The following is a 26,443-nucleotide window of genomic DNA, read 5'->3' on the forward strand; positions in this document are numbered from 1 at the left end:
GGGCGTCGGGTGGGTGAGCCATGCAGGACCGTCTGTTCGCATGGATGCGAACAGCGAGCCCCCATGGACGGGTTTACGGCGTGTCCTGCATGGCCTACCCACCCGGCGTCGGCACGTAGCCGAGCGCCCCTCCCACCTGCAGGCTATGCCTCGCGCAACGCCAGCGCCGGCGGCGTATGCAGGATCCGCCGCGTGCCCCACCATCCGGCGAACACACTCAGCGCCACCCCGCACGCACCACCGGCCAGCAACCCCGGCCACGGCGGCAACAGCGCCAGTTCGAACACCTGCCGCGACACCACCACCCCGATGATCGCCGCCGCACCCACCGCCAGGATCGCCGCCAGCAGTCCCAGCGCACCGAACTCCACCAGCACCGCACCGCGCAGCTGGCGCCGCGTGGCCCCCAGCGTACGCAGCACCGCGCTGTCATAGCGCCGCTCGCCAGCGGTCGACTGCAGCGCCGCCAGCAGCACCAGCACGCCGGCCAGCAGGCTGAAACCCATCACCACCTGGATCGCCTGCGCGACCCGGTCCATCACCTGCCGCACCTCGCTGATCAGTCCATCGATATCCAGCAGCGACAGGTTCGGCTGCTCGCGTACCAGCTGGCCCAGTCCGGCCGCCTTGGCGCGCGGCAGATGGAAGGCCGAGATCAGGTTGTGCGGGGCATCGCCGACCGCATTGGCGTTGACCAGCACGAAGAAGTTGACCCGGAAGCTGTTCCACTCGGCCTTGCGGATGCTGGTGATGGTGTAATCACGCTGCTGTTCGCCGACCTGCAGTGTCACCCGGTCACCCAGCTTGGCGCCGTAGCGGCTGGCCCAGCCTTCTTCCACCGAAGCTTCGGCGGCGGTGCTGTCGGCGGCCCAGAAACGGCCCTGCAGCAACTGGTTGGCTGGCGGGAAGGTGGTGCGCCAGCTGAAGTTCAGCGGCCGGTCGCGGTCGTTGTCCGCAGCGCCTGCTGGCTGCGTGCCGTTGTCCTGCGCCGCGTCCTGGTCATCGCCCCGCCGACGCGGCGCGTCACCGTTCAATGCCAGCAGGCGACCGGTGGCGAACGGTTCCACGCTGGCATCCACCGCACCCTGCGCGGTCAGCGCATCCAGCACGATCTGGCGCTGGTCCGGCTGGATGTTCATCAGGAAATAGTTCGGTGTATCCGCCGGCAGGCGGTCGCGCCACTGCTGCAGCAGGCCCGGACCGACCACGGCCAGCATCAACAGCGAACACAGCGACAACGACAGCCCGACCAGCTGCATCACCGCCAGCGCGCGGCGGCGGGTCAACGCGGCCAGGCCGAGCCGCCAGTTGCCGTGCAGGCGATGCTGCAGGCCGCGCACCAGCATCAGCAGGGCAAAGCCCCCACCGGCGGCCAGCAGCGCCAGCGCGGCCAGTCCGCCCAGCACCCACAGCGCCAGCTTGAGGTCGCCGGTGACCTGCACGGTCAGCGCCAGGCTGGCCAGCAGGGCGCCGGCATACACCAGCAGCGAGGCCGGTGGCAGGGTGGCGAAACTGCGGTTGAGCACGCGCATCGGCGGCACGTTGCGCAGCCGCAGCAGCGGCGGCAGGCCGAAGCCAAGCAGCAACAGCAGGCCGATGCCCGCACCGGTCAACGCCGGCATGGCCTGCGGCAACGGCAGCCGCTGCGGCACCAGCCCGCCGAGGATCTGCACCAGTCCTTCCTGCGCCGCCATGCCGACCAGCACACCGACCACACAGGCCGGGATCGCCATCAACAGCAGCTGCAGCGCCAGGCTGCCAAGGATGTCGCGCTGACGCGCCCCCAGGCAGCGCAATACGGCAACCTGGTCGATGCGGCTCAGCGCGAAACGGTTGGCCGCCAGCGCGGTGGCGACGCCGGACAACAGCACCGCCAGCAAGGCACTCAAGCCGAGGAAACGCCCGGCCAGCTGGAACGACTCACGTACCCCGCGCTGGGTATCGCCCACGCCGAGCAGGCGCAGTCCCTGCACGCGCGGTTGCAGCCACTGGCGGAACTGGGCGATGGCCTCCGGCTCGCCGACGAACATCGTGCGGTAGCTGATGCGGCTGCCCGGATCGAGCAGGCCGGTGCCCTCCACGTCGGCGCGGTTGACCAGCAGGGTGGGCGACAGGGTAAGCAGTTCGCTGGACGTATCCGGTTCGGATTCGATGCTGCCGGCTACCCGCAACGTGCCTGCGCCGAACTCCAGTGCATCGCCGATGCGCAGGTCCAGGGCCTGCAGCAGGCGTGGGTCAGCAAAGGCTTCCCCGCGTGCCGGTGCAGCGGCGGCTTCGTTCAACACGGCATCGGCGCCGGTCCGCACACGCAGTTGGCCGCGCAGCGGGTAACCGGCTTCCACCGCCTTGATGGTGGCCATCTGGCTGGCTTCGCCATGGAACAGCACGCTGCCGAAGGCGGCAATGCGGGTGCTCTGCAGTCCGCGCCGGGTGCCTTCGCCGACCAGTTCGGCCGGCGCTTCGGCGCGCCCGCTGATGCCGAGGTCACCGCCCAGCATCTCCGCGGTGCTGTTGGCCAGCGCCAGGTTGACCCGGTCCACCAGCGTGCCGACCGCGGTCATCACCGCCACGCCCAGCACCAGGGCGGCAAACACCGTCAGCAGGTCGCCGGCCAGCGCTTCGCGGCGCAGCGAACGCAGCGCGTGGCGCAGCAGGTTCATGCGTCCGCCCCGTGCGTGACCTGCTGCAGGCGACCGTTGTCGATGCGATGGATGAACTGGCAGCGCTGCGCCAGGCGCAGGTCGTGGGTGACCAGCACCAGGGTGGTGGCGCTGTCGGCATTCAAGGCGAACAGCAGGTCGCTGATGTGCTGGCCGGTGGCCTGGTCCAGCGAGCCGGTTGGTTCATCGGCGAACAGGATGCGCGGGCGCGCCACGAAGGCGCGTGCCAGCGCCACGCGCTGTTGTTCGCCACCGGACAGCTGGCGCGGGTAGTGCCGCGCGCGGTGCGCCAGGCCCACCGCTTCCAGCACCTGTTCGACCCGGGCAGGATCCTCGCGCCCGGCCAGTTCCAGCGGCAGGGCGATGTTCTCCGCCGCGGTCAGCGCCGGCAGCAGGTGGAAGCTCTGGAACACGAAGCCGACCTCGCGCGCGCGCAGCTGGGCCCGGGCTTCTTCGTCCAGGCTGCCGAGCACGCTGCCGGCCAGGGTGATGCTGCCGCGGCTGGGCAGGTCCAGCCCGGCCAGCAGGCCGAGCAGGGTGGTCTTGCCCGAACCGGAGGCGCCGACGATGGCAACCGAGGTGCCTTCATGTACCGTCATGCTGATGTTGTCCAGTATGTGGACTTCACCCTCCGGGCCATGCACGGATTTGCCGACCTGGTCGACGGCGATGGCGACGGGCGCGCTGCGGGGGGACAGGCTGTCGATGAGGAGACTCCAATGCGCGTTACAGGACAAGGCCGGAACATCGGCCGGATGGGAATGCTGCTGGCATGGTTGCTGCTGTTGCCGGTGCTGGCGTGTGCCAAAGGTCAAGCAACCACTGTGCTGGTGCTCGGCGACAGCCTCAGCGCCGCCCACAATATCCCGGCCGGCACCGGCTGGGTGGACCTGCTGGGCAAGCGGCTCAGCACCCGTTCGGGCTCGCCGGCACGGGTGGTCAATGCCAGCATGAGCGGAGAAACCACCGCCGGGGCGGCGACCCGCCTGCCGGGACTGCTGGCGCGGGAGAAGCCCGGCGTGGTGGTCATCGCGCTGGGCGGCAACGATGCGCTGCGCGGGCTGACCCCCGCCCAGATCCGCGCCAACCTGGAGAAGATGATCGTGGCCAGCCAGCAGGGCGGCGCCAAGGTGCTGATGCTCGGCATTGATGTGCCGCCGAACTATGGTCCGGCGTACCGGCAGCGCCTGGCCGCGGTGTATCGCGCGCTGGCCGACCAGTACAAGGTGCCCCTGCTGCCGTTCCTGCTGGAGGGTGTCGCGCTGCAGCCGGGAATGATGCAGCCAGACGGGCTGCACCCCACCGCCAGCGCCCAGCCGAAGGTGCTTTCCAACGTCTGGCCGCTGCTGCAGCCGCTGCTCTGAAGCGTTCAGTGAGCGTCTGCGTCCACTTCACGCGGCGTGCACCGCCGATCCGGCATGTTTCACAAAGCTGAAGTTAGAGGGAAGACCATGCGTCAGACGAAGGAAACCTCCGGCCTTGTTCTGGTCGTCGAGGACAACCGCAATATCTCCGAGATGATCGGTGAGTATCTGGAAGGTCGTGGTTTCGAGGTCGACTATGCCCAGGACGGCTTGGACGGTTATCGTCTGGCGGCCGAAAACAGCTACGACGTGGTCGTGCTGGACCTGATGCTGCCGCGCCTGGACGGCATCGAAGTCTGCCGCCGCCTGCGCAATGACGCCCGCAAGTCAACGCCGGTGCTGATGCTGACCGCGCGCGATACGCTGGATGACAAGCTCACCGGCCTGGGCTTTGGCGCCGATGACTACCTGACCAAGCCGTTCGCCATCCAGGAACTGGAAGCACGCCTGCGTGCCCTGATCCGTCGTGAGCGCCGGCAGGTGGGTTCGGAAGTGCTGAAGGTCGCCGACCTGGTGCTGGATCCGGTGAGCATGCGCGCCACCCGCGCCGGCACTGAACTGCAGCTTTCGCCGATCGGCCTGCGCCTGCTGACCATCCTGATGCGCGAATCGCCGCGCGTGGTCACCCGGCAGGAAATCGAACGCGAGATCTGGGGCAACGGGCTGCCGGATTCGGACACCCTGCGCAGCCATCTGTACAACCTGCGCAAGATCATCGACAAGCCGTTCGACCGCCCGCTGCTGCATACCGTGCAGAGTGCGGGTTACCGCATCGCCGATATCGCCCAGCCGATGGGCTGACATCGCCGTCATGATCCCTGTGCAGGCCGCCAACGGCCCCTGCACGGGGGGCTGACGCACCCGCTGCCTATACTCCGCGCCGCCATCTTCTGTAGTGACTCCGCCTGATGCCGCACGGCCTGCCGCGCAAGATACGTATCGCTTTCATCCTGCAGGCCATGCTGGCCAGCCTCGGCATTCTGCTTGGTGCGTGGCTGGTGTCGCTGGTGATCAAGCACAGCCTGGTCAGCGCTGCACTGCGCGAGGAAGCGGCGTATTTCTGGACGCTGCATGAGGCCTCGCCGACCCAGCCGCCGCCCAATACACAGAACATCCGCGGCTACCTGGTGGAAACCGGGCGCTCCAGTCTTTCGCTGCCGGCCAACCTGCGCGAACTTCCGGCCGGTTTCCATGAACTGCGCCGCGACGACCAGCTGGTCTGGGTGGACGTGCGTCCGCAGGGACGGCTGTACCTGGTGTTCCTGCGCTCACGCGCGGAGTTGCTGGCGTTCTGGTTCGGCATCGTGCCGGTGCTGTTGACGCTGCTGGCGGTGTACGGCGCCAGCTGGGTCACTTACCGCGCTTCCAAACGGCTGGTATCGCCGGTCAACTGGCTGGCGCGCCGGGTATCGCGCTGGGACCCGGCCAAGCCGCAGGCCAGCGACCTGGATCCGCAGAAGCTGCCCGCCGACATGCAGGGGGAGACCCGGCAGCTGGCCGCCGCCTTGCATTCGCTGGCCAACCGGGTCACCGAGAATGTCGCCCGCGAGCGCAACTTCACCCGCGATGCCAGCCATGAGCTGCGTACTCCGCTCACCGTGATCCGGGTTGCCAGTGACATGGCGCTGGCCGACGAAACCGCGTCGCCGCGCCAGCAGCGCAGCCTGCAGCGCATCCAGCGCGCCGGCCGCGAGATGGAGGCGGTGATCGATGCCTTCCTGATCCTGGCGCGCGAAGCCGATGTCGAGCCGCAGATGGAGATGTTCGACGTGGTGGAGGTGGTGCGCCACGAGGTGGACACCGCCACCGAACTGATGGCCGATCGGCCGGTGCACGTGGAGCTGCATGCCAGTGGCGTGGTCGAGCTGCACGGACCGCCGCGGGTGCTGCAGGTGGTGATCAGCAACCTGGTGCGCAACGCCTGCAACTACACCGACGAAGGCCGCGTGGACGTGTTCGTCGAACACGACCGGGTGCGCGTGCACGATACCGGCATCGGCATGTCACCCGAAGCGCTGGAAAAGGCGTTCGAGCCGTTCTACCGTGCCGAGCCGGACCGCCCGCAGGGCACCGGGCTGGGCCTTTCGATCGTGCGGCGTCTTTGCGACCGCTTTGGCTGGAAGGTCACCCTGGCCAGCCAGCCGGGCAAGGGCACCGAGGCCACCGTCATCTTCCGCTGAACCGCACGCCGGTAGCGCCGAGCCTTGCTCGGCGAGCGAAGCGGACGCCGGACGTCGGACGCACGACGGCCGGCGGCCGTCGCTAGCCCCGGCGGGCGATTCAATCGCAGCTGACCTTCGGCGCCAGCGCCTTCTTCCAGATCGCATACCCGGCCGGCGTCATGTGCAGCATGTCCTCGCGGAACAGCGACGGATCGGGCTGCCCGTCGCGGCCCAGCATCGGCGTGTAGATGTCGGTGTAGCCGGTGTTGGGCAGGGCGGCCAGCGCACTGCGGATCATCGTGTTGGCTTCGATGATGCCCGGCAGCAGGTGTGCACGCGATGGGCTCGGCTTGATCGAAATGTACTCCACCGTCGTCGACGGCAGGTCGCGGTGCACGCGGGCCACGAAGGCGAGCACGTCGTCGCGGACCTGGGCCGGCGTGCGGCCACTGTTGAGATCGTTGTCGCCGGCGTACAGGAACACCTTGCAGGGGGCGTAGGGCACCACGATGCGGTCGGCGTACCAGGTGCTGTCGCGCACTTCCGACCCGCCGAATCCGCGGTTGAACACCGGCTTGCCCGGGAAATCGGCCGCCAGGCTGTCCCACATCCGGATCGAAGAACTGCCGACGAATTCGATGCCCTCGCGCGGCGGCGGGTTGGCCTGGTCGGCCTTGGCGAAGGCGGCCATGTCATCGGCCCAGGCCACGTTGGACACTTCTTCGGGCACCTGCGCAGGCCGTGGCGGGGACAGCGCGTGGGCGAAGCCGGCGGTGGACAGGCCGAGGGCGAGGGCGAGCAGCAGCGGGCGGCGTGGCAGGTTCATCGAAAACTCCAGCAGGGTGCAGCGTTCGATCATAACGGCCCGGCGGCGGCTCAGGCCGGCCGGGGGGATGGGGGCCACGGCCTTATGGCAAAATAGCGGCCTGCTGCCCACCCTGGCCTTACATGACCGTCCGCTCCCTGTCCCTGCGGTTGCTTCATTGCGACCTGATCGCCCGCGCACCCGCTGGAAGCCCGCACCGTGGCTGACCAGTTCGGCCATATGCCGCGTGGGCCGCGTCGCATCCTGCAGGCCGCGCGCTGGTCCTGGCAGGGGCTGCGCGCGGCCTGGCTGCACGAATCCTCGTTCCGGCTGGAAGCCTGGCTGCTGCTGCTGTTCACCCCGGTAGCGCTGTGGCTGGGTGACAGTGCGATCGAACGCATCCTGATGATCGGCTCGATGCTGCTGGTACTGGCCACCGAGCTGTTGAATTCGGCCATCGAGGCGGTGATCGAGCGCTACGGTCCGGAGATCCACGAACTGGCCGGTCGTGCCAAGGACATGGGCTCGGCCGCGGTATTCGTGCTGATGATGAATGTGCTGCTGTGCTGGGGGCTGATCCTGGTCCCGCGCTTGTTCTGACACCCTCTCCCGACTTACTTCGAAGACCTTCCCATGCCTTTTGTTGAACTCCTTTCAGATCCGAACGTCTGGTTGACCCTGCTTACGCTGAGTGCGCTGGAAATCGTGCTCGGCATTGACAACCTGGTGTTCATTTCCATCGCGGTCAGCAAGCTGCCCGAAGCGCGCCGTCCGTTCGCGCGCAAGCTGGGCATCGCGGTGGCCTGCATCACCCGCATCCTGCTGCTGGTGTCGCTGGCTTACCTGGCGCACATGCAGGCCAACCTGTTCACCGTGGCCGGCATGGGCATTTCCATCCGTGACCTGGTGCTGATCCTGGGCGGGCTGTTCCTGATCATCAAGGGCGGCATGGAAATCCGCGAGCTGATCACCGGCGGCGAGGACGAAGATCCGACCACCACCAAGGCCTCGGCGGTGTTCGGGATGGTGATCCTGCAGATCGCGATCATCGACATCGTGTTCTCGCTGGACTCGGTCATCACCGCCGTCGGCATTGCCGACCACGTGCCGGTGATGGTCGCGGCGATCCTGCTGTCGGTGGCGGTGATGCTGCTGGCGGCCAACCCGCTGGGCCGCTTCATCGACGCCAACCCGACGGTGAAGATGCTGGCGCTGGCCTTCATCCTGCTGATCGGCGCGGTGCTGATCCTGGATGGCCTGGACGTGCACGTGCCCAAGCCGTACATCTATGCGGCGATGGGGTTCTCGGTGCTGGTGGAGTGGTTGAACCTGCTGATGCGGCGCCGTGCGGTGGCCCATCACGTGCCGGGTGCCGGCAACTGGTGATCGGGTGTGGTTGCCGGGCCTGCGGCCCGGCTGCCCGCTTTTGGAGCAACGTAAACGTCAACGTCAAAAGCGGGATCGCTTGTTGGCGGGGCGGGGTGGGTTGGCGGGGGACGGCAAGAGCTGCTCCTGCGGGCCTCGTTTCGCGCCATCCATGGCGCTCAACGCCCCCGCCAACCCACCCCGCCCCACCTTCGACAGGTCCATGGTGGCCATGGAACATGCGGGCCTGGTAGCGCCGACCCATGGTCGGCGGAATCTTCCCGCCAACGGCCCGCTGCGCTCGCCGAGCATGGCTCGGCGCTACCGCTTTTCATTTTTTTTTACGCGGCTGGCGGCCCCCGGAACCTGTCAGGGCGCCGGGCGGGGGGGCTGGGCGGGGGCGTTGAGCGCCATGGATGGCGCGAAACGAGGCCCGCATGGACGCAGTTCTTGCCGTCCCCCGCCCAGCCCCACCGCACGGCGCCAAGCACGCAGCCTGCTGTTGCACTCCAGCCAGCCGCGAGGGGGTTCCACCCGTTCGACCCACCCCGCAGCAACCCATTCACCTGGAACATGCGATGCTCCGGCTTCCAACACCCCCGTGGAGCCCGGCCATGCGCCTGCTGACCCGCCTCATCCCCTTGCTCCTGCTGGCTTCCCTGTTGTCCGGCTGCGGCTACAACGCCATCCAGCAGAAGGACGAATCGGTCAAGGCCAGCTGGGCCGAAGTGCTCAACCAGTACAAGCGCCGCGCCGACCTGGTGCCCAACCTGGTCAACACCGTGCAGGGCTTCGCCACCCAGGAACGCCAGGTGCTGACCGAAGTCACCGAGGCCCGTTCGCGGGTCGGCCAGATCAACGTCAACGCCGATGACGAAGCCTCGCTGCGCCAGTTCCAGCAGGCCCAGGGCGAGCTCGGCAGTGCGCTGTCGCGACTGCTGGTGGTCACCGAGAATTATCCGGTGCTCAAGTCCGATGCCAATTTCCGCGACCTGCAGGCCCAGCTGGAAGGCACCGAAAACCGCATCACCGTGGCCCGCGGCCGCTACATCCAGCAGGTGCAGGACTACAACACCTACATCCGCTCGTTCCCGCAGGTGGTGACCGCGAAGATCTTCGGCTATCAGGTCAAGCCGAACTTCACCGTGGAAAACGAAGCGCAGATTTCCAACGCGCCGGAAGTGAAGTTCAACACCGGTGCGCCGGCCCCGCAGCCTGCACCGCAGCAGGCGCCGGCCCCGCAGCCGGGCGGCTGATCGATGCACCTGCGCCTGCTTGGCTGGTTGCTGTTGCTGTGCCTGCCGCTGGGCAGCGTGCAGGCGCAGGACCTGGCCACGATCCCGAAGCTGGATTCTCCGGTGGTCGATACCACCGGCACCCTGGATGCCGCGCAGACCCGCCAACTGCAGCAGCAGGCGATCGAACTTCAGCAGCGCAAGGGCAGCCAGCTGCAGGTTCTGATCGTGCCCAGCACGCAGCCGGAAGACATCGCGCAGTACACCACCCGGGTATTCGAGCAGTGGCAGGTCGGTCGCAAGGGCGTGGATGACGGGGTGCTGCTGGTGGTCGCCAAGGACGATCGACGGGTCCGCATCGAACCGGGCTATGGCCTGGAAGGCGCGATCCCGGATGCGGTCGCCAACCGCGTGATCCAGGAATACCTGGTGCCCTCGTTCCGCGCTGGCGACTATGCCGGTGGTATCACCGAGGCCACCGGTGTACTGGTCAAGCTGATCGATGGCGAGCCGCTGCCGGCACCGGTCAGCGCGCATCGCGCACCGCAGGGCGACGGCGGCGGCGACGGTTGGGTAGTGGCGGTAGTGATCGGTTTCTTCGTCGGGTCGATCCTGCGCGCGGTGCTCGGCGGCCTGCCGCGGCCGCTGCGCGGGCTGATCGCCGCAGGCGGCGCGGCCGTCGTGGCCTTCCTGTTTACTTCACTGCTGCTGGCCAGCGGTATTGCCGGCATCGTCGGCCTGCTGATGGCGGTGACCTCCGGGCACCCGGGCCGGTTCGCCGGCGGCGGCGGTTGGGGCGGCGGCAGCTGGGGCGGAGGAGGCGGCTTCGGGGGCGGCGGTGGATTCGGCGGCGGCAGTGGCTGGGGCGGTGGCGGTGGCCGCTCCGGCGGCGGCGGCGCATCGGGAGGCTGGTGATGATCGGACGCGCACTGCGGCATATCGTGTCCCCGTCGGTACGGCGGACCTTCCCCGCCAGCACCCTGCAGGCGATCACCCAGGCCATTGCCGCGGGCGAACAACACCATGGCGGGCAGGTCATGTTCGCGGTGGAAGCCGACCTGCCGCTGCATGCGCTGTGGCGCGGGGTGAGCGCGCGCCAGGCAGCTGAGCGTGCCTTCGCGCAGCTGCGTACGTGGGATACCGAACACAACAACGGCGTGCTGATCTACCTGTTGCTGGCCGACCATGCCATCGAAATCGTGGCCGACCGCGGCCTGCACGGGCGGGTCGCCGAAGCCGACTGGCAGCGGATCTGCGCAACGCTCCGCGAGGGATTGCGTGGACGCGATCCCGCGGCTGCCTTGGTGCTGGCGATCAATGACGTATCGGCGCTGCTGGCCGGGCACTTTCCGCCGGGCGCGCGGTCAGACCAGGACGCATTGCCCGATTGGCCGCAGATTCTGGGTTGAGGCCCGCCGGCGGCGCTAAAATAACCCGATTCCTGCAAGGCACCGCCCATGATCTATTTCCACGATATCGATCCCATCGCCATCTCGCTGGGGCCGATCCAGGTGCACTGGTACGGCATCATGTACCTGCTTGGCTTCGCTTCGGCCTGGTGGCTGGGCAAGCGCCGCATCGCCGCCGGGCGCCTGCCGGGCGTCAACGCCGATGGTTTCTCCGACCTGCTGTTCTACGCGATGCTCGGCGTGGTGGTCGGCGGTCGCGTGGGCTACATGCTGTTCTACGCACTGGGCGATTTCCTTTCCAACCCGCTGCTGCTGTTCAAGGTGTGGGACGGCGGCATGAGCTTCCACGGCGGCCTGCTGGGCGTGCTGGGGGCCAGCTGGTGGTGGTCGCGCCGGCACCGCCTGCACTTCTTCGACACCATGGATTTCGTCGCGCCGCTGGTGCCGCTGGGCTTGGGCTTCGGGCGCGTGGGCAACTTCATCGGCGATGAGCTGTGGGGCAAGTTCACCGACGGCAGCTGGGGCGTGGTGTTCCCGTCGGGGCTGCCGGCGCCGCTGGCGCAACTCGATACCGCCGCGCTGAAGGCGGAGTTCGCCGCTGGCGCGCTGAACCAGTACGCCCGCCATCCTTCGCAGCTCTATGAAGCCTTCCTGGAAGGCCTGGTGATGTTCGCGGTGCTGTGGGCGGTGTCGGCCAAACCGCGCAACCGTTACCTGGTATCGGGCCTGTTCGCGCTGATGTACGGCCTGTTCCGCTTCGCGGTGGAATTCGTGCGGATGCCGGACAACGGCGTCTACGTGGCCTTCGACTGGCTGACCCGTGGCCAGATCCTGAGCCTGCCGCTTGTGGCCCTGGGCCTGGTGCTGCTGTGGCTGTCCCATCGCGCGCCGGTGCTGCAGCCCGTGCTGCCCGTCGCCGCTGCTGGAGCCAAGCCATGAAGCCCTACCTGGACCTGCTGCGGCACGTGCTGGAGCACGGTGCGGAGAAGAGCGACCGTACCGGCACGGGTACGCGCAGCGTGTTCGGCTGGCAGATGCGCTACGACCTGGCCGATGGCTTCCCGCTGGTCACCACCAAGAAGCTGCACCTGCGCTCAATCATCCACGAGCTGCTGTGGTTCCTGCAGGGCGATACCAACATCGCCTACCTGAAAGACAATCAGGTGCGGATCTGGGACGAGTGGGCCGACGAGAACGGCGACCTGGGGCCGGTCTATGGCAAGCAGTGGCGCAGCTGGGCGGCCGCCGATGGCCGGCAGATCGACCAGATGCAGTGGCTGGTGGACGAGATCAAGCGCAATCCGGATTCGCGCCGGCTGGTGATCAGTGCCTGGAATGTGGGCGAGCTGCCGCAGATGGCGTTGATGCCGTGCCACAGCCTGTTCCAGTTCTACGTGGTGGACGGCAAGCTCAGCTGCCAGTTGTACCAGCGCAGTGGGGACATCTTCCTCGGGGTGCCGTTCAACATCGCCAGCTATGCGCTGCTGACCCACATGGTGGCGCAGGCCACGGGCCTGGGCGTGGGCGATTTCGTGCATACGCTGGGCGATGCCCACCTGTACTCGAACCATTTCGAGCAGGCCCGCGAGCAGCTCACGCGCGAACCCCGCGCGCTGCCGACGCTGTGGTTGAACCCGGAGGTCACCGACCTGTTCGGCTTCCGCTTCGAGGACATCCGCATCGACGGTTACGATCCGCACCCGGCGATCAAGGCCCCGGTGGCGGTGTGAGTTCCCCGCGCCTTTCGATGATCGCCGCGCTGGACCGCAATCGCGGTATCGGCCACGGCAACCAGCTGCCCTGGCACCTGCCCGACGACCTGAAGCATTTCAAGGCACTGACGCTGGGCAAGCCGGTGCTGATGGGCCGCAAGACGGCGCAATCGCTGGGCCGCGCGCTGCCCGGGCGGACCAACCTGGTGCTGACCCGCAGTGGCGAGGTACCGTTCGACGGCATGCGCGCGGTGGCATCGCGTGAACAGGCGTTGGCGATCTGCCACGCCGAAGCCGCCGACGAACTGTGCGTGATCGGCGGCGGTGAGATCTACCGTCTGATGATGGAGCATGCCAGCGACCTGTACCTGACCTGGGTGGACACCGAGGTACCGGCGGATACCCATTTCCCGGTCGTCGATGAAGCCTTGTGGCAGGAGGCGGACAACCAGCCGCATGCGGCCGATGCGCGGCATCCGTTCGCGTTCCGCTTCGTGCACTACACCCGCCGCTGAGGGAGGGTGCAGCGGTCAGTCCGCCGTGGGCGGACTGCCTGCACCACCACCGCCGTTGCCGCGGCCACGACCGCGCCGACGGCGGGGTCCACGGGTACGCGTTTCGCCGCCTGCAGGCTGCCCGCCGGGCTGCGCCTGCGCGTGCGGCTGTGGCTTGGGCTGCGCGGTCTGCTGGCCTTCCGGGCGTGGTTTCGGGGCACGTGCCGGCGGTCGCGCGCCGGGCACCGGTGCCGGCACATCGCGGCCGGGTACCTGCACCACGCGCAGTTCGTCGGTATCCAGCTGCAGCGCGGTCAACTTGCCGCCCCACACCGCGCCGGTATCGATGGCATGCACGCCCTGGGTGATGGTCAGGCCAAGTGCTGACCAGTGGCCGCACACGACCTTGAGGTCACGCTCGACCCGGCCCGGCACTTCGAACCAGGGGTACAGGCCCTGCTCCTGGGTGCCCGGGGTGCCTTTGTCTTCGATGCCGATGCGTCCCCGCGTGGTGCAGTAACGCATGCGGGTGAAGAAGTTGATGATCGCCCGCGAGCGGTCGTAGCCGGTCAGGTTCGGCGCCCAGATCGGCTTGTCGCCATACATGTTGCGCAGCAGCTTTCGGTAGCCGTTGCCGTGCAGCTGCTGCTCGACTTCGCGCGCATGCTTTTCGGCCATCTGGGTGGTCCACTTGGGCGCCATGGCGGCATGCACCATCATCCAGCCCAGCTCACGGTCGGTGTGCACCAGCTTCTGCATGCGCAGCCAGTCCAGCAGCACGTCGCGGTCTTCGGCGGTGACCACACGCAGCAGGTCCGGGTTGACCTTGCGCTGTTCTTCTTCGCTGCGCGCACCCACCGCCAGCAGCGAAAGATCGTGGTTGCCCAGCACCACCACGCTGTGGTCGCGCAGCGAATGTACCAGCCGCAGCGTTTCCAGCGACTGCCCGCCGCGGTTCACCAGGTCGCCGGCGAACCACAGGGTGTCCTGCGCCGGATCGAAGCGGATTTTTTCCAGCAACCGCTGGGTAACGTCATAGCAACCCTGCAGGTCGCCGATAGCCCACACGCTCATGGCCTGGCCTCCGTGTCAGTGCAGGGTTCGGGGAATGGTCAGCACGAACGGCGCGATGTCGGCGGCGAACTCGGTGCCGTCGTCGGCCACCATGTCGTAGTGCCCCTGCATCGTGCCGTGCTCCGTACCGAGCATGACACCGGAGGTGTAACGGAAGTCTTCACCGGGACGCAGCCGCGGCTGCTCGCCGACCACCCCATCGCCATCGACATGCTCCACGCGGCCTTCGGCGTCGGTGATGCGCCAGTGGCGCGCCACCAGGCGTGCCGCGACCCGGCCGCTGTTGCGGATGCGGATGGTGTAGGCAAAGGCAAAGCGTCCGTCCTCGGGGGCGGACTGGTCATCGAGGAAGCGCGGAGCCACTTCCACGTCCATGGCGTACTGGTCGTCGTGCATCTTGGCAGTGTAATCAGCTTGCATTGGCCAGGGCGACGAATTCCGCCACCTCCAGCTGTTCGGCACGGGCATCCGGACGCACGCCGGCAGCGGCGAACTGTTCGGCGCTGACCACGTTGTTCAGCGCATTGCGCAGGGTCTTGCGGCGCTGGCCGAAAGCGGCCTTGACCACGTCGGCGAAGCGCTTGGGATCGTGGATGCCGACCGTGGACGGATCACGCGGCACCAGCCGCACCACGGCCGAATCGACCTTCGGTGGCGGCCGGAACGCACCCGGCGGCACCACGAACAGCGAGGTCACTTCGCAGTACGCCTGCAGCATCACGCTGAGGCGGCCGAAGACCTTGCTGCCCGGGCCGGCGGCCATGCGGTCGACCACTTCCTTCTGCAGCATGAAGTGCATGTCGCGCACCACGGCGGCATGGTCCAGCGCGTGGAACAGGATCGGCGAGGAGATGTTGTAGGGTAGGTTGCCGACCAGCCGGATCTGTCCACTGCCACCTTCGGTCTGCGCCAGCGCGGTGAAATCCACCCGCAGCACGTCGCTCTGGATGATGGTCAGCGCGCCCAGTGGCGCGGCCGCGGCAGTCAGCGGTGCGATCAGGTCGCGGTCGAACTCGATGACGGTCAGTTCGGGATGCTGGCGCAGCAGCGGCAGGGTGATCGCACCCTGGCCTGGGCCGATCTCCACCAGGCGGTCGCCGGGCTTGGGATTGACCGCGCGCACGATGCTGTCGATGTAATGGCGGTCGGCCAGGAAGTGCTGGCCCAACTGCTTCTTGGCCGGGGCGGTGAATGCCGTGCCAGAGGGGGAATACTGGTTCATGCGCTAAGTCTACGTTGCCGGGCCAGTTGCGCACACAGGGTAGTGGCAGCCTGCAGGCTGGAAGGATCGGCGATGCCTCGTCCAGCCAGCTCCAGCGCGGTGCCATGGTCGACCGCAACGCGCGGGTAGGGCAGGCCCAAGGTGAGGTTCACCGCCTGTTCGAAGCCGGAATATTTCAGCACCGGCAGGCCCTGGTCGTGGTACATCGCCAGCACGCTGTCGAAGCCGGCCAGCTTGGCCGGCAGGAACGCGGTGTCGGCCGGCAGCGGGCCAACCAGCTGCATCCCTTCGGCGCGCAGGCGCTGCAGCAGCGGGATGATCAGGTCGAGCTCTTCGCGGCCCAGGTGGCCGTCTTCCCCAGCGTGCGGATTCAACCCCAGCACCGCGATGCGCGGATGGGCGAGGCCGAACTCACGCCGCAGGGCGGCATGCAGGGTACGCAGGGTGTGCTCCAGCCCCTCGGCGGTGATCGCATCGGCGACCTCGCGCAGCGGCAGGTGGGTGGTTGCCAGCGCAACGCGCACGATGGCATTGGCCAGCATCATCACCACCTTGACTCCGGCCTGGTCGGCCAGCAGTTCGGTGGTGCCGCTGTAGGCGATGCCGCCCTGGTTGATCACCGCCTTGTGCACCGGGCCAGTCACCACGCCGTCCAGGCGGCCGTCCAGGCTCGCTTGGCCTGCGGCCTGCAGCGCCCCGATCACGGCGGCGGCGTTGCGCGGGTCGGCGTGGCCGAACCGGCTGGGCACCGCATTGGCAAGGGGGTGCAGGCGCAGGTCGCCCGGCAGGCGCGCTTCGGCATCGGCCGGCAGCAACTGCAGCGGCAGCGACAGCGCATCGGCTGCCGCGTGCAGGGTAGCGGGGTCTGCGAAGGCCAGCAGCCGGCAATCAGTGCGCGGCTGCTGGATCAGGCGGATACACAGTTCCGGACCGATCCCGGCGGGCTCGCCCGGCACCAGGGCGAGCTCGGGGAGCACCGCTCCTGCGAGCTTCGCGCCTGGGAGCATGGCTCAGGACTGCGGCGGGGTGGCGGTGTTTTCCGCCCGGTCACCGCTGCGGAAGCTGACGTAGGCTTCGCCACGCAGTTCGGACAGGAAGCGGTTGTACTCTTCTTCCAGCTTGCGACGGCCGATGGTTTCGCGGACCTGCGCGCGCTGGTTGTCCACGCCGACGTCGGTCTGGCGGGTCGCCACGCGCTGCACCACGTGCCAGCCGGCATCGGTGCGGAAGGGCTGGCTGATGTTGCCGTCGGTCACGCCTTCCACCTGGCGGCCGAAGTCAGGACCGAAGGCATCGACCGGGAACCAGCCCAGGTCGCCGCCCTGGCCGCGGCTGTTGGTGTCTTCGGACGACTCGCGGGCCACGGCCTGGAAATCAGCGCCACCGGCAATGCGGGCACGCAGCGTATCGATCTTCGCCTTGGCGGCGGCATCGTTCTGCTGGTCGGTCACGCGCACCAGGATGTGGCGGGCGTGGTATTCGGTGATGGTCTGGCCGGTGGACGCGGCCGCATTGGCATCGCGGACTTCCACCAGTTTCAGCAGCTGGAAGCCGCTGGGGCCACGCAGCGGCCCGACCACGTCGCCGGCCTTCATGTCCTGCATCACCTGCAGGAACGCCTGCGGGATCTCGTCCATGGAGCGCCAGCCGAGGTCGCCACCTTCCAGTGCATTGGGGCTGTCCGAGTAACGGACGGCGGCCGCGTTGAAGTCCAGCTCGCCCTTGTCCAGCAGCGCCTTCACGCCGTCGGCCTTCTGCTTGCCGGTGGCGATCTGGCTGGCGTCGGCCCCATCGGGGGTGGCGATCAGGATGTGCGCGAGGTGGTACTGCGTACCGGTGACGGCCTGCTGCTTGATGGCCGCATCCACTTCGCCTTCGCTGACGCTGACGCGGCTCTGCGCGTAGCTCTGGCGCAGGCGCTGGACGATGATCTCGTCGCGCACCGAGCGGCGGAACTCATCGAAATCGATGCCGTCCTGGGCCAGGCGGGCGCGCAGGGTCTCCAGGTTGCTGCCGTTCTGCTGGGCGATCGAGTTGATGGCCTGGTTCAGTTCCTGGTCCGACACGCGGATGCCGCTGCCTTCTGCGCGGGTCACCTGCAGCTTGACCAGCACCAGCCGCTCCAGCACCTGCCGGCTCAGCACATCGTCCGGCGGCAGCTGGTTCTCGCGACCGGCGTACTGGGTCTTGATGTTGGCCAGCGCGCGGTCCAGTTCGCTCTGCAGGATGACGTCTTCGTCGACGACGGCGGCGATGCGATCCAGTGGCTGGGTCTGCTGGGCCAGTACCTGCAAGGGCACGGACGCAGTGGACACCGCCAGCAGGGAGGCGAGTAGGACGGGGAAGGTCTTGGTCATGGGATCAGATTCGGATCGTAGTCGTCGCGGGTCGCGCCGGTGGTGCTGGGGGGCACGAGATAGAGGTCGTCGCGGTTGTAGCCGAGGATAGCACGGCGCAGCGTACGGTCCGTGTTCTGGCCGATGGAGCTCAGGCCCTTGAGGACGAACTCAAGCTGGAAGGAGGTATTCAGCTCGCCTTCGCGGTTGCGCACGTAGCGCCGGGCCAGGGCGCGCACGGCCAGGCAGCAGCTGTCCCACTGCACGCCACCGATGATTTCCAGCGGCTTGCTGTCCTCGATGGAGTAGTAATAACGGCCGACCACGCTCCAGCTGGGGTTGATCGGGTACAGGAAGGACAGGTCACCCTGCTTGAGCAGGTTGGTGCCATCGGGGTTGATGCGGTGGCGGTAGGTCAGGTTGACGATGCCGTCGTTGGACATCAGGTAGCGCGCACGCACGCTGGCCAGGTCCTCGCGCTTGTTCTTGGGATCCCACTGGTAGGTGGCGCCCAGGTTCCAGCGGTCGTTGATCATGTAGTTGGTATCGGCGATCCAGGCCGACTTGCCCTGTTCCACCGGGCTGGGGTTGCTGGGCAGGGTGACGCGGGAATCGTCGAAATACAGGATCTGGCCGATGCTGGCCGAGAACCGCTCGCGGCCACTGGACTGGTCGATGAAACGTGTGCTCAGTGCCATCGTCAGCTGGTTGGCATCGTTCTGGCGGTCCGCGCCGGTATAGCGCGAATCGCGGAACAGCTGGCCCCAGCTGAAGGTGAAGTCACGCGTATCGAAGACCGGCAGCTCGCTCTGGTCGCGGTACGGGGTGCGCAGGTAGAACAGGCGCGGTTCCAGCGTATGCAGGTAGGGCTTGTCGCCGATGGTGGTCTCGCGGTCGAAGAACATGCCCGCGTCCAGGCTGGCGATCGGCACGCTGCGATGGGGCGAGGTGTTGCCGCGCAGCTGGTCCGGGGTCGGATTGGTGATGCCTGCCGCGGCCAGGTTGTTGGCGCGGATGCTGTCGGCCAGGCCCTGTTCCAGGTCATACCCGGTGTAGCGCCAGGCCAGCGTCGGGGTGACGTACCAGGCCGCGCCACTGAAGGGCATGGTCACGTAGGGCTTGATGTCCAGGCGCGAACCGCCGAGCACTTCGGTGCTCGTGCCATCGCGCTCGTATTCGTCTTCGGGCCCGAGCTTGCCATGGATGTCGTCATGCACGAAGCGCACCGCTTCGGCATACACGCCCACTTCCAGCCACGGCAAAATCGGCTGGTCCCAGGTGCCGAACAGGCGCGGCTGCCGGTTGTAGGGCAGCGCCGCTTCGGTCAGCGTGTAATCGGTCAGCTGCCAGTAGTCCGCCATCAGGCCGGCGGTCCAGTTTTCACCGGTGCCGTAGATGCCCGCCTGGCTCTGCAGGTTGGACGCGGTCACGCCCAGCAGCTTGTTGGCGAAGTCTTCCAGATAGCGCTCGTCGCTGACCCACGCCAGCCCGGCGCGGGCCTGCCAGTTCGGATTGAAGTTGTGGTAACCGGAATACTCCAGGCGGCCACGGTCCTTTTCGCGCAGCTTGTCATCGGGCAGGTAGGCGGTACGCAGCTCGCCCCGGCCGCCGTCGTAGAGATAGCGGAATTCGTTGTCCAGCATGAAGCCGCGCTTGCTCATGTAGCGCGGGGTCAGCGTGTCGTCGTAGTTCGGCGCCAGGTTGAAGTAGATCGGCTGGGCGTAGTCGAAGCCGTTGCGCCCGGACAGGCCCAGCTCCGGATACAGCAGGCCGGTCTGGCGGCGATCATCGATCGGGAACTTGAAGTACGGCGCCCACAGCACCGGCACCTTGCCGATGCGCAGCACGGCGTTGCGCGCGGTACCGAAGCCTTCGTCGTTGTCCACTTCGATCTGCGGGGCGGACAGTTTCCAGATCGGCTGGGACGGATCGCAGGTGGTGTAGGTGGAGCGGTGCATCTGCCCCACCGCACCCTGCAGGTCCACCGATTCGGCGCCACCGTTGCCACGTCGCGACACCAGCTGGTACTGGATGTCGGAGATCTTGTGGGTGTCCGCTTCCTGGTTGCCCTCGGCGCGCTTGGCCACCATCCGGATCGACGAATCGGAGTAGCGGACATTGCCCTCGGCGGTGTAATTGCCCGTTTCCGTATCGAAGCTCAGGTGGTCGGTACCCAGGAACTGGTCACCGCGCTTGAGCGCGACGTTGCCCTGGTACTGCGGCACCGTGGAGGTGCCATACAGCTGGTCGCCCTCGATGTCGGTGGGCTGTTGGGTGCGCGTTTCCGCGGCAGCCTTGTCCGCCGGCGGTGCCTCGCCAAAGGCGGGCAGGGCGTCGGTGGCAGGGCACAGACCCCAGTTCGGCGCTTTGTCTTCGGCGAACGCCGGCAGGCAGAGGGCGATACTCAGGGGGAGGGGCAGCAGGCGGAAGGCTTTGCGCACGCGTGATGGTTCAGGCGAAAACGATCCGTAGCTTGCCCCATCCCTTGCATAGGGGCAATGAAGGCGGCTCATCGTCGGCGGCCGGGGTTCATCAGGCGGCCCCCGCCTCGCCCTCCAGCAGGGCGCCGACATGGGCCACGCTGGACTCGGCCAGGGCCTGCAGGTCATAGCCACCTTCCAGCATCGACACCACCCTGCCAGCACCATGGCGGCGGGCCAGCGCGTGCAGTTCGGTGGTGATCCAGGCGAAGTCCTCCGCTTCCAGCATCAGGTCGGCCTGCGGATCGCGCAGGTGCGCATCGAAGCCGGCCGACACCAGCAGCAGCTGCGGCCGGAAGTCATCGATGGCCGGCAGCATCTCGTCGGCCCAGACATTGCGGAAGCGCAAGCTGCCGCTGCCCGGCGGCAGCAGGATGTTGAGCAGGTTGCCCGCGCCACGGTCGCGGCGCAGCCCCGAGTTCGGGAACAGGCCGGCCTGGTGGGTGCTGTAGTAAGCCACCCGGGGATCCAGCTGGAAGATGTCCTGGGTGCCGTTGCCGTGGTGGACGTCGAAGTCGACCACGGCGATCCGCTCCAGCCCGTAGCGGTCGCGCGCATGCGCGGCGGCCACCGCGATGTTGTTGAGCAGGCAGAATCCCATCGCCGTGCTGGCGGTGGCGTGGTGGCCGGGCGGACGGACCGCGCAGAACGCCAGCGGATCCTCGCCCAGCATCACCGCGTCCACCGCGGCAATGCCGGCGCCGGCGGCATGCAGGGCGGCGGTGGCCGACCCGGGCGAGGTGCGGGTGTCCATGTCGATCTGCCGCAGGTTGGCGGTCTGTGCCTGCAGCACCAGGTCGATCAGCTCGGCATCGTGCACGCGGGCCAGGTCGCCGCGCTTGCCCGGCGGCGCCTGGCGCCAGTCCAGCCGTGCCGGGAACGCCGCGTGCAGCGCGTCGAGCACGGCCTGCAGGCGTTGCGGGGATTCAGGATGGTCCGGACCGGGGTCGTGCTGCAGGCAGGAAGGATGGGTGTAGACCAGCATGGGCGCAGGGGATCCGGAAAGGTCAGCCGTGGCGGCGCGAATGCTGCCAGAGTACTTCGCCGGCACCGTCGGCGCGGGCCAGTACGCGGGCCAGCACGAACAGCAGATCGGAAAGCCGGTTGAGGTAATGCAGCGCCTGCGGTCGCACCGCTTCCACGCGCGACAGGGCGACCGTCTCGCGTTCTGCCCGGCGCACGATGGTGCGGGCCAGGTGGCAGCGTGCGGCGGCTTCGCCACCGGCCGGCAGGATGAATTCCTTCAGCGTGGGCAGGTCGGCATTGTAGTGATCCAGCTGCTGTTCCAGCGCAGTGACGTCGGCATCGGTGATCGCCGCATGGCCGGGGATGCACAGCTCGCCGCCCAGATCGAACAACTGGTGCTGAAGCCGGGTCAGCAGCGCCTGCACGTCGACAGGCAGGGGCACGGCCAGCAGCACGCCAAGCGCCGAATTGGCCTCGTCGACCGTGCCGAAGGCGGCAACGCGCGCATCGTCCTTGCCGACCCGGCTGCCATCGCCCAGCCCGGTGCTGCCGTCATCGCCGGTGCGGGTATAGATGCGTGAAAGCCGGTTGCCCATCTGCCTGTACCTCAGCCGCGGACGTCACGCTGCGCCTGGCGCAGCTTGCCGACCTGCTCCACGGCCAACTGCAGCGCAGCGGCCAGTCCAACGTACAGCGTGGTGGTGCCGAGGTAAGGCACGAACCAGTCCGCGTAGTTCTTCAGCCAGCCGCCCACGGTGGGATCGGCGACGTTGCGGGTGGTCCAGTAGAAACCGCCCTGGGCGAACAGGTGGCAGACCGCAACGGCGGCAACCACCAGCGCGATCACCTTGGCCAGCGTGGACCATTGCGCGCCTTGGTAACCGTGGCCCAGCGCCATGCCGCCGGCCCACATCGCGAAGTAGGCGGGCAGCAGCATCCAGTAACCCGGCGACACGCAGTAGTGCTGCCAGAAATCCAGCCCGAGGCTGCCAATGACGATCCAGTCCACCAGCACCGCCAGTGCCATGAGCAGCGGGAAGGCCCAGCGGGTCCAGCTGCGCAGGTAGAAGCCGCCGATGAAGAACACCGCCCAGGAGGCATCCGGGATGGCGGCGAAATGGTTCATCCGCGTGGCGGCCATCAACAGCACCAGGCAGGTCAGCACGAAGGCACGTTGCGGGGAGGTGGTCATCAGGACGCGCACGGGGAAGTGAACAAACCCCATTCTAGACCGGCTGCACGCCCCGTGCAGGCGCGGCGGCGGGGCAGGGGCGGCGGGCGAACGCGTATCATGGCGGCATGAGCGAACGAGTTGATGTCCTGATCATCGGCGGCGGGCTGGTCGGCGCCAGCCTGGCCATCGCGCTGCAGCGTATCGGCCGCAGTGCCTGCCTGCTGGAAGCCAGCGCTGCCGGTTCGCTGCCGGCCGTGTTCGACCAGCGCAACCTCAGCTTCGCCGCCGCCACGATCAATGCGCTGACCGCGCTGGGGGTGATGCAGAAGCTGTCCAGCGCGCCGGGCCCGATCACCCGCATCCATGTCAGTCGCGCCGGGGACTTCGGGCGCGTGCAGCTGGCGGCCGCCGACTATGGCCGGCCGTGGTTCGGCCAGGTGGTGGTGGCGCGGGACTTCGGCATGGCCCTGGAAGCGCGGTTGCAGGAACTGCCGCAGCTGCAGCGGCGGGCCCCGGCGCGTTTCATCGGTCTGGGCGCAGTCGTCGATGGCTATCGCCAGGTCCAGGTGCACGATGAGGCCGGTGAGCACACGCTGCAGGCGCGGCTGGTGGTCGGTGCCGATGGCACCGCCAGCGGCGTACGCAGCGCGCTGGGGATCGGCGTGGAGGAACATGATTTCCAGCAGACGCTGTTCGTGGCGCGCGTGCGCAGCCAACGTGCACCGGATGGCACCGCATGGGAGCGGCTCACCGATACCGGCCCGACGGCCTTGCTGCCGCGCGGTGACCGCCATTTCGGTGTGGTGCATGGCGTAGCCCGCGATGAAGCAGATGCTGTCATGGCACTGGACGAGGCGGCCTGGCTGGCGCGGCTGCAGGCGGCGCTGGGCTGGCGCGCCGGACGGCTGCTTGAATCCGGCCCGCGCGCGGCCTATCCGCTGCGCCAGGTGCTGTCGCGTGCGCTGGTCGGCGAACGCGCGGTGCTGCTGGGCAATGCGGCGCAGACCATCCACCCGCTGGGCGCGCAGGGCTTCAACCTGGGCCTGCGCGATGCGCTGACCCTGGCCGAGCTGCTGGAAACCGACGGCGACGCCGGTGCCGATCCACTGCTGCACGCCTATGCAGCGCGAAGGGAGGAAGACCGTGCGCAGACCATCGCGTTCTCTGGTGGACTGGCGCGTCTGACCAGCAACGATGCCCCGTTGCTGCGCCCGTTGCGCAGCCTTGGCCTGCTGGCGGCCCAGGCCACATCGCTGCAGTCGATGCTGGTTGGCGGCTCGATGGGCTTCCGGGGCGAAGTGCCGAAACTGTGCCGCGGGGAAGCCGCATGAGCCGCCGCGCACGCACCGATGTGGTGATCGTCGGCGGCGGCGTGGTGGGCGCCACCTGCGCGCTGGCGCTGGCCGATGCCGGGCTGTCGGTGGTCGTGGTGGAAGGCCACGAGCCGCCGCCGTGGCAGGCCGCGCAGCCGGACCTGCGGGTGTTCGCCTTTGCCGCTGACAACGTACAGCTGCTGCAGCGTCTCGGGGTGTGGGAGTCGATCGCGCGCGGTCGCGCGCATCCGTATCGCCGCATGCAGGTATGGGATGCCGCCGGGGGCGATGACCTGCTGTTCGACGCGGACCGATTCGGCCGCAGTGAACTGGGCTGGATCATCGAAAACGGCCTGCTGGTCGATCGCCTGTGGGCCGCGCTGCCGGCCGCCGGGGTGGAGGTGCACTGCCCGGCCCGCGTCGAAGGCATGGAGCAGGACGAACATGGCGTGCGCCTGCGCATGCAGGACGGACGCCGCATCGAAGCGACGCTGGCCATTGCCGCCGATGGCGCCGAATCCACGTTGCGGCAGCTGGCCGGGATCGAGGTGGACCGCCACGATTACCTCCAGCGTGGCGTGGTGGCCTACGTGGACAGTGCGCTGCCCAACCAGGCCACGGCATGGCAGCGCTTCCTGCCTGGCGGACCACTGGCGCTGCTGCCGGTGGCCGAAAAGCGCAGTTCAATCGTGTGGACCCTGCCGGAGGACGAAGCGCAGCGCGTGCTGCAGCTGGAAGAGGCGGCGTTCAACCGCGAACTGACCCGCGCCTTCGGCGGCCGTCTTGGCGAGCTGCAGCTGGCGTCGAGCCGCGCGGCCTTCCCGCTGCGCCGCCAGCTGGCCCGCCATTACGTCGCCGGCCGCGTGCTGGCGCTGGGTGATGCGGCGCACGTGGTGCACCCGCTGGCCGGCCAGGGCGTCAACCTGGGCCTGCGCGACGTGGCCGCGCTGCAGCGCTGGCTGGCGCCTTCGGCGCAGCGCCGTGGCCAGCCGCAGCTGTCACCGCAGCGGCTGCAGCGCTGGGCGCGCGAACGTCGCAGCGACAATACGATCGCCGCCTACAGCTTCGATGGCATCAACCGCTTGTTCTCCAATGACGAACTGCACCTGACCCTGGCACGCGGCCGCGTGCTGGGTTGCACCGGCAAGCTGTCGCCGCTGCTGCAGCTGTTCTGGAAGCGCGCGGCCGGTGTGTGATCGGTAGTGGTGGGTGATGACCAGCGTCGTGGTGGGTGACGACCCTTGGTCGCCACATGCCGGGATTCAATCCAGCAACCACCCGGCCAGGTCTTCCCGGTCCAGCTTGCCGCGGCGTTTCACGTCCAGCGAAATGAACTCGTCGGCCAGCGACGGATTGGCCTGCGCCTCTTCTCGACTGATGTAGCCGTCAGCGTCGACGTCCAGTTCGGCGAAGTGGATCCGGTACTGGCCGGCCGCGCTGGACGGCGTCAGCGAACGCACCGTCACCGGCGTTTCGCCCAGCGGCACCACGATGTCCACGCTGCCGGTCACCCTGCCTGCGGACAGTTCCTGCGCGCGCACGATGCCGGCGTCATCGCGCAGCGGCTGGCTCTCGGCCGCGGGACGGGATTGCTGGGCCAGGGCGGGGCCGGCAGCCAGCAGGATCAGCAGGGGGACGCAACGGGAGGGCATGGCAGGTTCCTCTGGGACGGGATCAGGTGGCGCGTCCTGATTCTGAAAGCCATCACGGCGCGCGCTGGGCATAGTCCCATGATCCTTCCCATGCGAGCGTACCCGTCCATGAATGTCAGTCATCTGCTTGTCCAAATTTTCAAACCGGCACAGGCCGCCCGGGTGGCCGCACAGGCATGCATCGCCAACGCACCGGGCTGTGAACGGGCGCCGATCGCCGCCTTGCTGAAGCGCGTCAACAACGCAGGCACCCTGCGCGGTGTTTACATCTGCAACGCCGCACAACGCCTGGATGCGCACATCGAGGGAAGGAACAAACTGACGCCTGCGCAGATCATCAACGAGGTTCGCGCGGTAAAGCATGAGCAGCGGTCCATCCTGCACGGCCTGATGCAGCGCAGTGCCGGGGTCCGCCCCGGCAGTGACCGGGCACAGGAGATCGCTGCTACGCGCGCGGCGCTCGAGTCGGCACGCCAGTTCAACTGGGACGTGCGCGTGGCCGTCTCCGCCACAAAGACGGCAAACGCATGAGCTTCCCGGTCAAGGGCTGCCTCGCCCCGTTCCGCGCGCTGCGCAGCCATTGCGTGGGCGCTCCCCGCCGCGCCGAACCGCCGCTTGATGCGGCGGCGAAGAAAGCACTGGAAAGCGTGTTGCTGACAGTGGTCAACGCCAGTGTCGCAGGCGTCACGCCCTCAAGCCGGGCGCAGAAGCTGCATGACCGGCTGCAACGAGAGCAGCTGCAGGAATCACCGCAACCCATGAGCAGGCGCAAGCTTGCAACCAGCCTGGAGCGCCTGCAGGGTGAGTACGAAGCGACACGCGCGCAGCTGCGGGCATCGGCGCTGCGCTGGTCCAAGGACTGGTTGATGGGCGTGGAGTGCTGCGATGGCGCCGAGATAACCGGCGTTTACGCGCGGGTTGAAGCGGCCACGGACGTCATCAGGAGTGCAGGCGTGGCGCGGGCCGAACTGCGCACAGCGCGCGCGCGTCCGGTGTCCTGGTAGCGATAAGCACGGTGCC

Annotated in this window: 27 protein-coding genes and 1 pseudogene; 15 read left to right on the plus strand and 13 right to left on the minus strand. The window is 68.0% G+C overall.

Annotated elements, in window-relative coordinates; genetic code table 11:
* Positions 1 to 143: 143 nt before the first annotated feature.
* A complete protein-coding gene (locus IFT63_RS12545) occupies positions 144 to 2,660 on the minus strand; it encodes an FtsX-like permease family protein (protein ID WP_042613697.1) in 2,517 nt (838 codons plus the stop codon).
* The gene (locus IFT63_RS12550) at positions 2,657 to 3,304 is read right to left on the minus strand and encodes an ATP-binding cassette domain-containing protein (RefSeq protein ID WP_182657041.1); all 648 of its coding nucleotides are present in this window, start codon (positions 3,302 to 3,304) and stop codon (positions 2,657 to 2,659) included. The genes IFT63_RS12545 and IFT63_RS12550 overlap by 4 nt, the downstream gene beginning before the upstream one ends.
* A gap of 75 nt (positions 3,305 to 3,379) precedes the next feature.
* Between IFT63_RS12550 and IFT63_RS12555 the strand changes: the two genes are divergently transcribed.
* The 3 genes from IFT63_RS12555 to IFT63_RS12565 all read left to right on the plus strand — a co-directional run bounded on the left by IFT63_RS12555 (position 3,380) and on the right by IFT63_RS12565 (position 6,204).
* Positions 3,380 to 4,024, plus strand: coding sequence for an arylesterase (locus IFT63_RS12555; RefSeq protein WP_192084419.1), 645 nt, complete (start codon positions 3,380 to 3,382; stop codon positions 4,022 to 4,024).
* 87 nt (positions 4,025 to 4,111) lie between these two features.
* Positions 4,112 to 4,825 carry a response regulator transcription factor gene (locus IFT63_RS12560; RefSeq protein ID WP_042613699.1) on the plus strand — a complete coding sequence of 238 codons (714 nt, stop codon included), beginning with the start codon at positions 4,112 to 4,114 and terminating at the stop codon, positions 4,823 to 4,825.
* Between the two features lie 107 nt (positions 4,826 to 4,932).
* On the plus strand, positions 4,933 to 6,204 hold the full coding sequence (locus tag IFT63_RS12565; protein WP_192084421.1) for a HAMP domain-containing sensor histidine kinase: 1,272 nt from the start codon (positions 4,933 to 4,935) through the stop codon (positions 6,202 to 6,204).
* A 100-nt stretch (positions 6,205 to 6,304) separates the two neighbouring features.
* Here the strand turns inward: IFT63_RS12565 and IFT63_RS12570 are convergent, their stop codons facing one another.
* A complete protein-coding gene (locus IFT63_RS12570) occupies positions 6,305 to 7,045 on the minus strand; it encodes an SGNH/GDSL hydrolase family protein (protein WP_192084423.1) in 741 nt (246 codons plus the stop codon).
* Positions 7,046 to 7,210: 165 nt separating this feature from the next.
* On the opposite strand from IFT63_RS12570, the gene IFT63_RS12575 reads away from it, so the two are divergent.
* The 8 genes from IFT63_RS12575 to IFT63_RS12610 all read left to right on the plus strand — a co-directional run bounded on the left by IFT63_RS12575 (position 7,211) and on the right by IFT63_RS12610 (position 13,227).
* Positions 7,211 to 7,591: a diacylglycerol kinase gene (locus IFT63_RS12575; protein WP_042613702.1), complete on the plus strand. Its 381-nt coding sequence runs from the start codon at positions 7,211 to 7,213 to the stop codon at positions 7,589 to 7,591.
* Positions 7,592 to 7,624: 33 nt separating this feature from the next.
* Entirely contained in the window at positions 7,625 to 8,377 is a 753-nt protein-coding gene (locus IFT63_RS12580; RefSeq protein WP_042613703.1) for a TerC family protein, read from the plus strand.
* A 593-nt stretch (positions 8,378 to 8,970) separates the two neighbouring features.
* Positions 8,971 to 9,612, plus strand: coding sequence for a LemA family protein (locus IFT63_RS12585; protein WP_042614774.1), 642 nt, complete (start codon positions 8,971 to 8,973; stop codon positions 9,610 to 9,612).
* Positions 9,613 to 9,615: 3 nt separating this feature from the next.
* Complete coding sequence (locus IFT63_RS12590) at positions 9,616 to 10,506, plus strand: TPM domain-containing protein (protein ID WP_192084425.1); 891 nt, start codon at positions 9,616 to 9,618, stop codon at positions 10,504 to 10,506.
* Positions 10,506 to 11,000, plus strand: coding sequence for a TPM domain-containing protein (locus tag IFT63_RS12595; protein ID WP_192084427.1), 495 nt, complete (start codon positions 10,506 to 10,508; stop codon positions 10,998 to 11,000). Before IFT63_RS12590 ends, IFT63_RS12595 begins: the two co-directional genes overlap by 1 nt.
* Positions 11,001 to 11,048: 48 nt before the next feature.
* The gene (lgt, locus tag IFT63_RS12600; protein ID WP_042614777.1) at positions 11,049 to 11,939 is read left to right on the plus strand and encodes a prolipoprotein diacylglyceryl transferase; all 891 of its coding nucleotides are present in this window, start codon (positions 11,049 to 11,051) and stop codon (positions 11,937 to 11,939) included.
* Complete coding sequence (locus IFT63_RS12605) at positions 11,936 to 12,730, plus strand: thymidylate synthase (RefSeq protein WP_192084429.1); 795 nt, start codon at positions 11,936 to 11,938, stop codon at positions 12,728 to 12,730. The genes lgt and IFT63_RS12605 overlap by 4 nt, the downstream gene beginning before the upstream one ends.
* Positions 12,731 to 12,747: 17 nt before the next feature.
* A complete protein-coding gene (locus IFT63_RS12610) occupies positions 12,748 to 13,227 on the plus strand; it encodes a dihydrofolate reductase (RefSeq protein WP_192084612.1) in 480 nt (159 codons plus the stop codon).
* Between the two features lie 15 nt (positions 13,228 to 13,242).
* Here the strand turns inward: IFT63_RS12610 and IFT63_RS12615 are convergent, their stop codons facing one another.
* The 9 genes and pseudogenes from IFT63_RS12615 to IFT63_RS12655 form a co-directional block, all read right to left on the minus strand.
* Positions 13,243 to 14,280, minus strand: coding sequence for a symmetrical bis(5'-nucleosyl)-tetraphosphatase (locus IFT63_RS12615; RefSeq protein ID WP_192084431.1), 1,038 nt, complete (start codon positions 14,278 to 14,280; stop codon positions 13,243 to 13,245).
* Positions 14,281 to 14,295: 15 nt separating this feature from the next.
* The gene (apaG, locus tag IFT63_RS12620; RefSeq protein ID WP_042614797.1) at positions 14,296 to 14,676 is read right to left on the minus strand and encodes a Co2+/Mg2+ efflux protein ApaG; all 381 of its coding nucleotides are present in this window, start codon (positions 14,674 to 14,676) and stop codon (positions 14,296 to 14,298) included.
* 13 nt (positions 14,677 to 14,689) lie between these two features.
* Entirely contained in the window at positions 14,690 to 15,502 is an 813-nt protein-coding gene (gene rsmA, locus IFT63_RS12625; protein ID WP_192084433.1) for a 16S rRNA (adenine(1518)-N(6)/adenine(1519)-N(6))-dimethyltransferase RsmA, read from the minus strand.
* Positions 15,499 to 16,509: a 4-hydroxythreonine-4-phosphate dehydrogenase PdxA gene (pdxA, locus tag IFT63_RS12630; RefSeq protein WP_192084435.1), complete on the minus strand. Its 1,011-nt coding sequence runs from the start codon at positions 16,507 to 16,509 to the stop codon at positions 15,499 to 15,501. The genes rsmA and pdxA overlap by 4 nt, the downstream gene beginning before the upstream one ends.
* 18 nt (positions 16,510 to 16,527) lie before the next feature.
* Positions 16,528 to 17,859, minus strand: a pseudogene (locus tag IFT63_RS12635) (peptidylprolyl isomerase); the annotation flags it as partial.
* Positions 17,856 to 20,279 carry an LPS-assembly protein LptD gene (gene lptD, locus IFT63_RS12640; RefSeq protein ID WP_192084437.1) on the minus strand — a complete coding sequence of 808 codons (2,424 nt, stop codon included), beginning with the start codon at positions 20,277 to 20,279 and terminating at the stop codon, positions 17,856 to 17,858. The pseudogene IFT63_RS12635 and the gene lptD, both read right to left, overlap by 4 nt.
* A 91-nt stretch (positions 20,280 to 20,370) precedes the next feature.
* Positions 20,371 to 21,303 (minus strand): histone deacetylase family protein, encoded by a 933-nt coding sequence (locus IFT63_RS12645; RefSeq protein ID WP_192084439.1) that lies wholly within the window; start codon positions 21,301 to 21,303, stop codon positions 20,371 to 20,373.
* Between the two features lie 22 nt (positions 21,304 to 21,325).
* A complete protein-coding gene (locus IFT63_RS12650; RefSeq protein ID WP_192084441.1) occupies positions 21,326 to 21,880 on the minus strand; it encodes a cob(I)yrinic acid a,c-diamide adenosyltransferase in 555 nt (184 codons plus the stop codon).
* An 11-nt stretch (positions 21,881 to 21,891) separates the two neighbouring features.
* A complete protein-coding gene (locus tag IFT63_RS12655; protein WP_192084443.1) occupies positions 21,892 to 22,476 on the minus strand; it encodes a hypothetical protein in 585 nt (194 codons plus the stop codon).
* 107 nt (positions 22,477 to 22,583) lie between these two features.
* On the opposite strand from IFT63_RS12655, the gene ubiH reads away from it, so the two are divergent.
* Together ubiH and IFT63_RS12665 are read left to right on the plus strand one after the other, a co-directional pair.
* Complete coding sequence (gene ubiH, locus IFT63_RS12660; protein WP_042614788.1) at positions 22,584 to 23,789, plus strand: 2-octaprenyl-6-methoxyphenyl hydroxylase; 1,206 nt, start codon at positions 22,584 to 22,586, stop codon at positions 23,787 to 23,789.
* The gene (locus tag IFT63_RS12665) at positions 23,786 to 24,967 is read left to right on the plus strand and encodes a UbiH/UbiF family hydroxylase (RefSeq protein ID WP_042614789.1); all 1,182 of its coding nucleotides are present in this window, start codon (positions 23,786 to 23,788) and stop codon (positions 24,965 to 24,967) included. Before ubiH ends, IFT63_RS12665 begins: the two co-directional genes overlap by 4 nt.
* Before the next feature lie 66 nt (positions 24,968 to 25,033).
* Here IFT63_RS12665 and IFT63_RS12670 read toward each other — a convergent pair whose 3' ends face one another.
* Positions 25,034 to 25,423, minus strand: coding sequence for an EF-hand domain-containing protein (locus IFT63_RS12670; protein WP_192084445.1), 390 nt, complete (start codon positions 25,421 to 25,423; stop codon positions 25,034 to 25,036).
* Between the two features lie 78 nt (positions 25,424 to 25,501).
* On the opposite strand from IFT63_RS12670, the gene IFT63_RS12675 reads away from it, so the two are divergent.
* Entirely contained in the window at positions 25,502 to 25,954 is a 453-nt protein-coding gene (locus IFT63_RS12675; RefSeq protein ID WP_192084447.1) for a hypothetical protein, read from the plus strand.
* Positions 25,951 to 26,427 carry a hypothetical protein gene (locus IFT63_RS12680; RefSeq protein WP_192084449.1) on the plus strand — a complete coding sequence of 159 codons (477 nt, stop codon included), beginning with the start codon at positions 25,951 to 25,953 and terminating at the stop codon, positions 26,425 to 26,427. Before IFT63_RS12675 ends, IFT63_RS12680 begins: the two co-directional genes overlap by 4 nt.
* The last annotated feature ends 16 nt before the right edge of the window (positions 26,428 to 26,443 follow it).

The organism is Stenotrophomonas sp. CFBP 13724 (assembly GCF_014841975.1).
In the GTDB taxonomy this organism is placed as follows: Bacteria; Pseudomonadota; Gammaproteobacteria; order Xanthomonadales; family Xanthomonadaceae; genus Stenotrophomonas; species Stenotrophomonas lacuserhaii.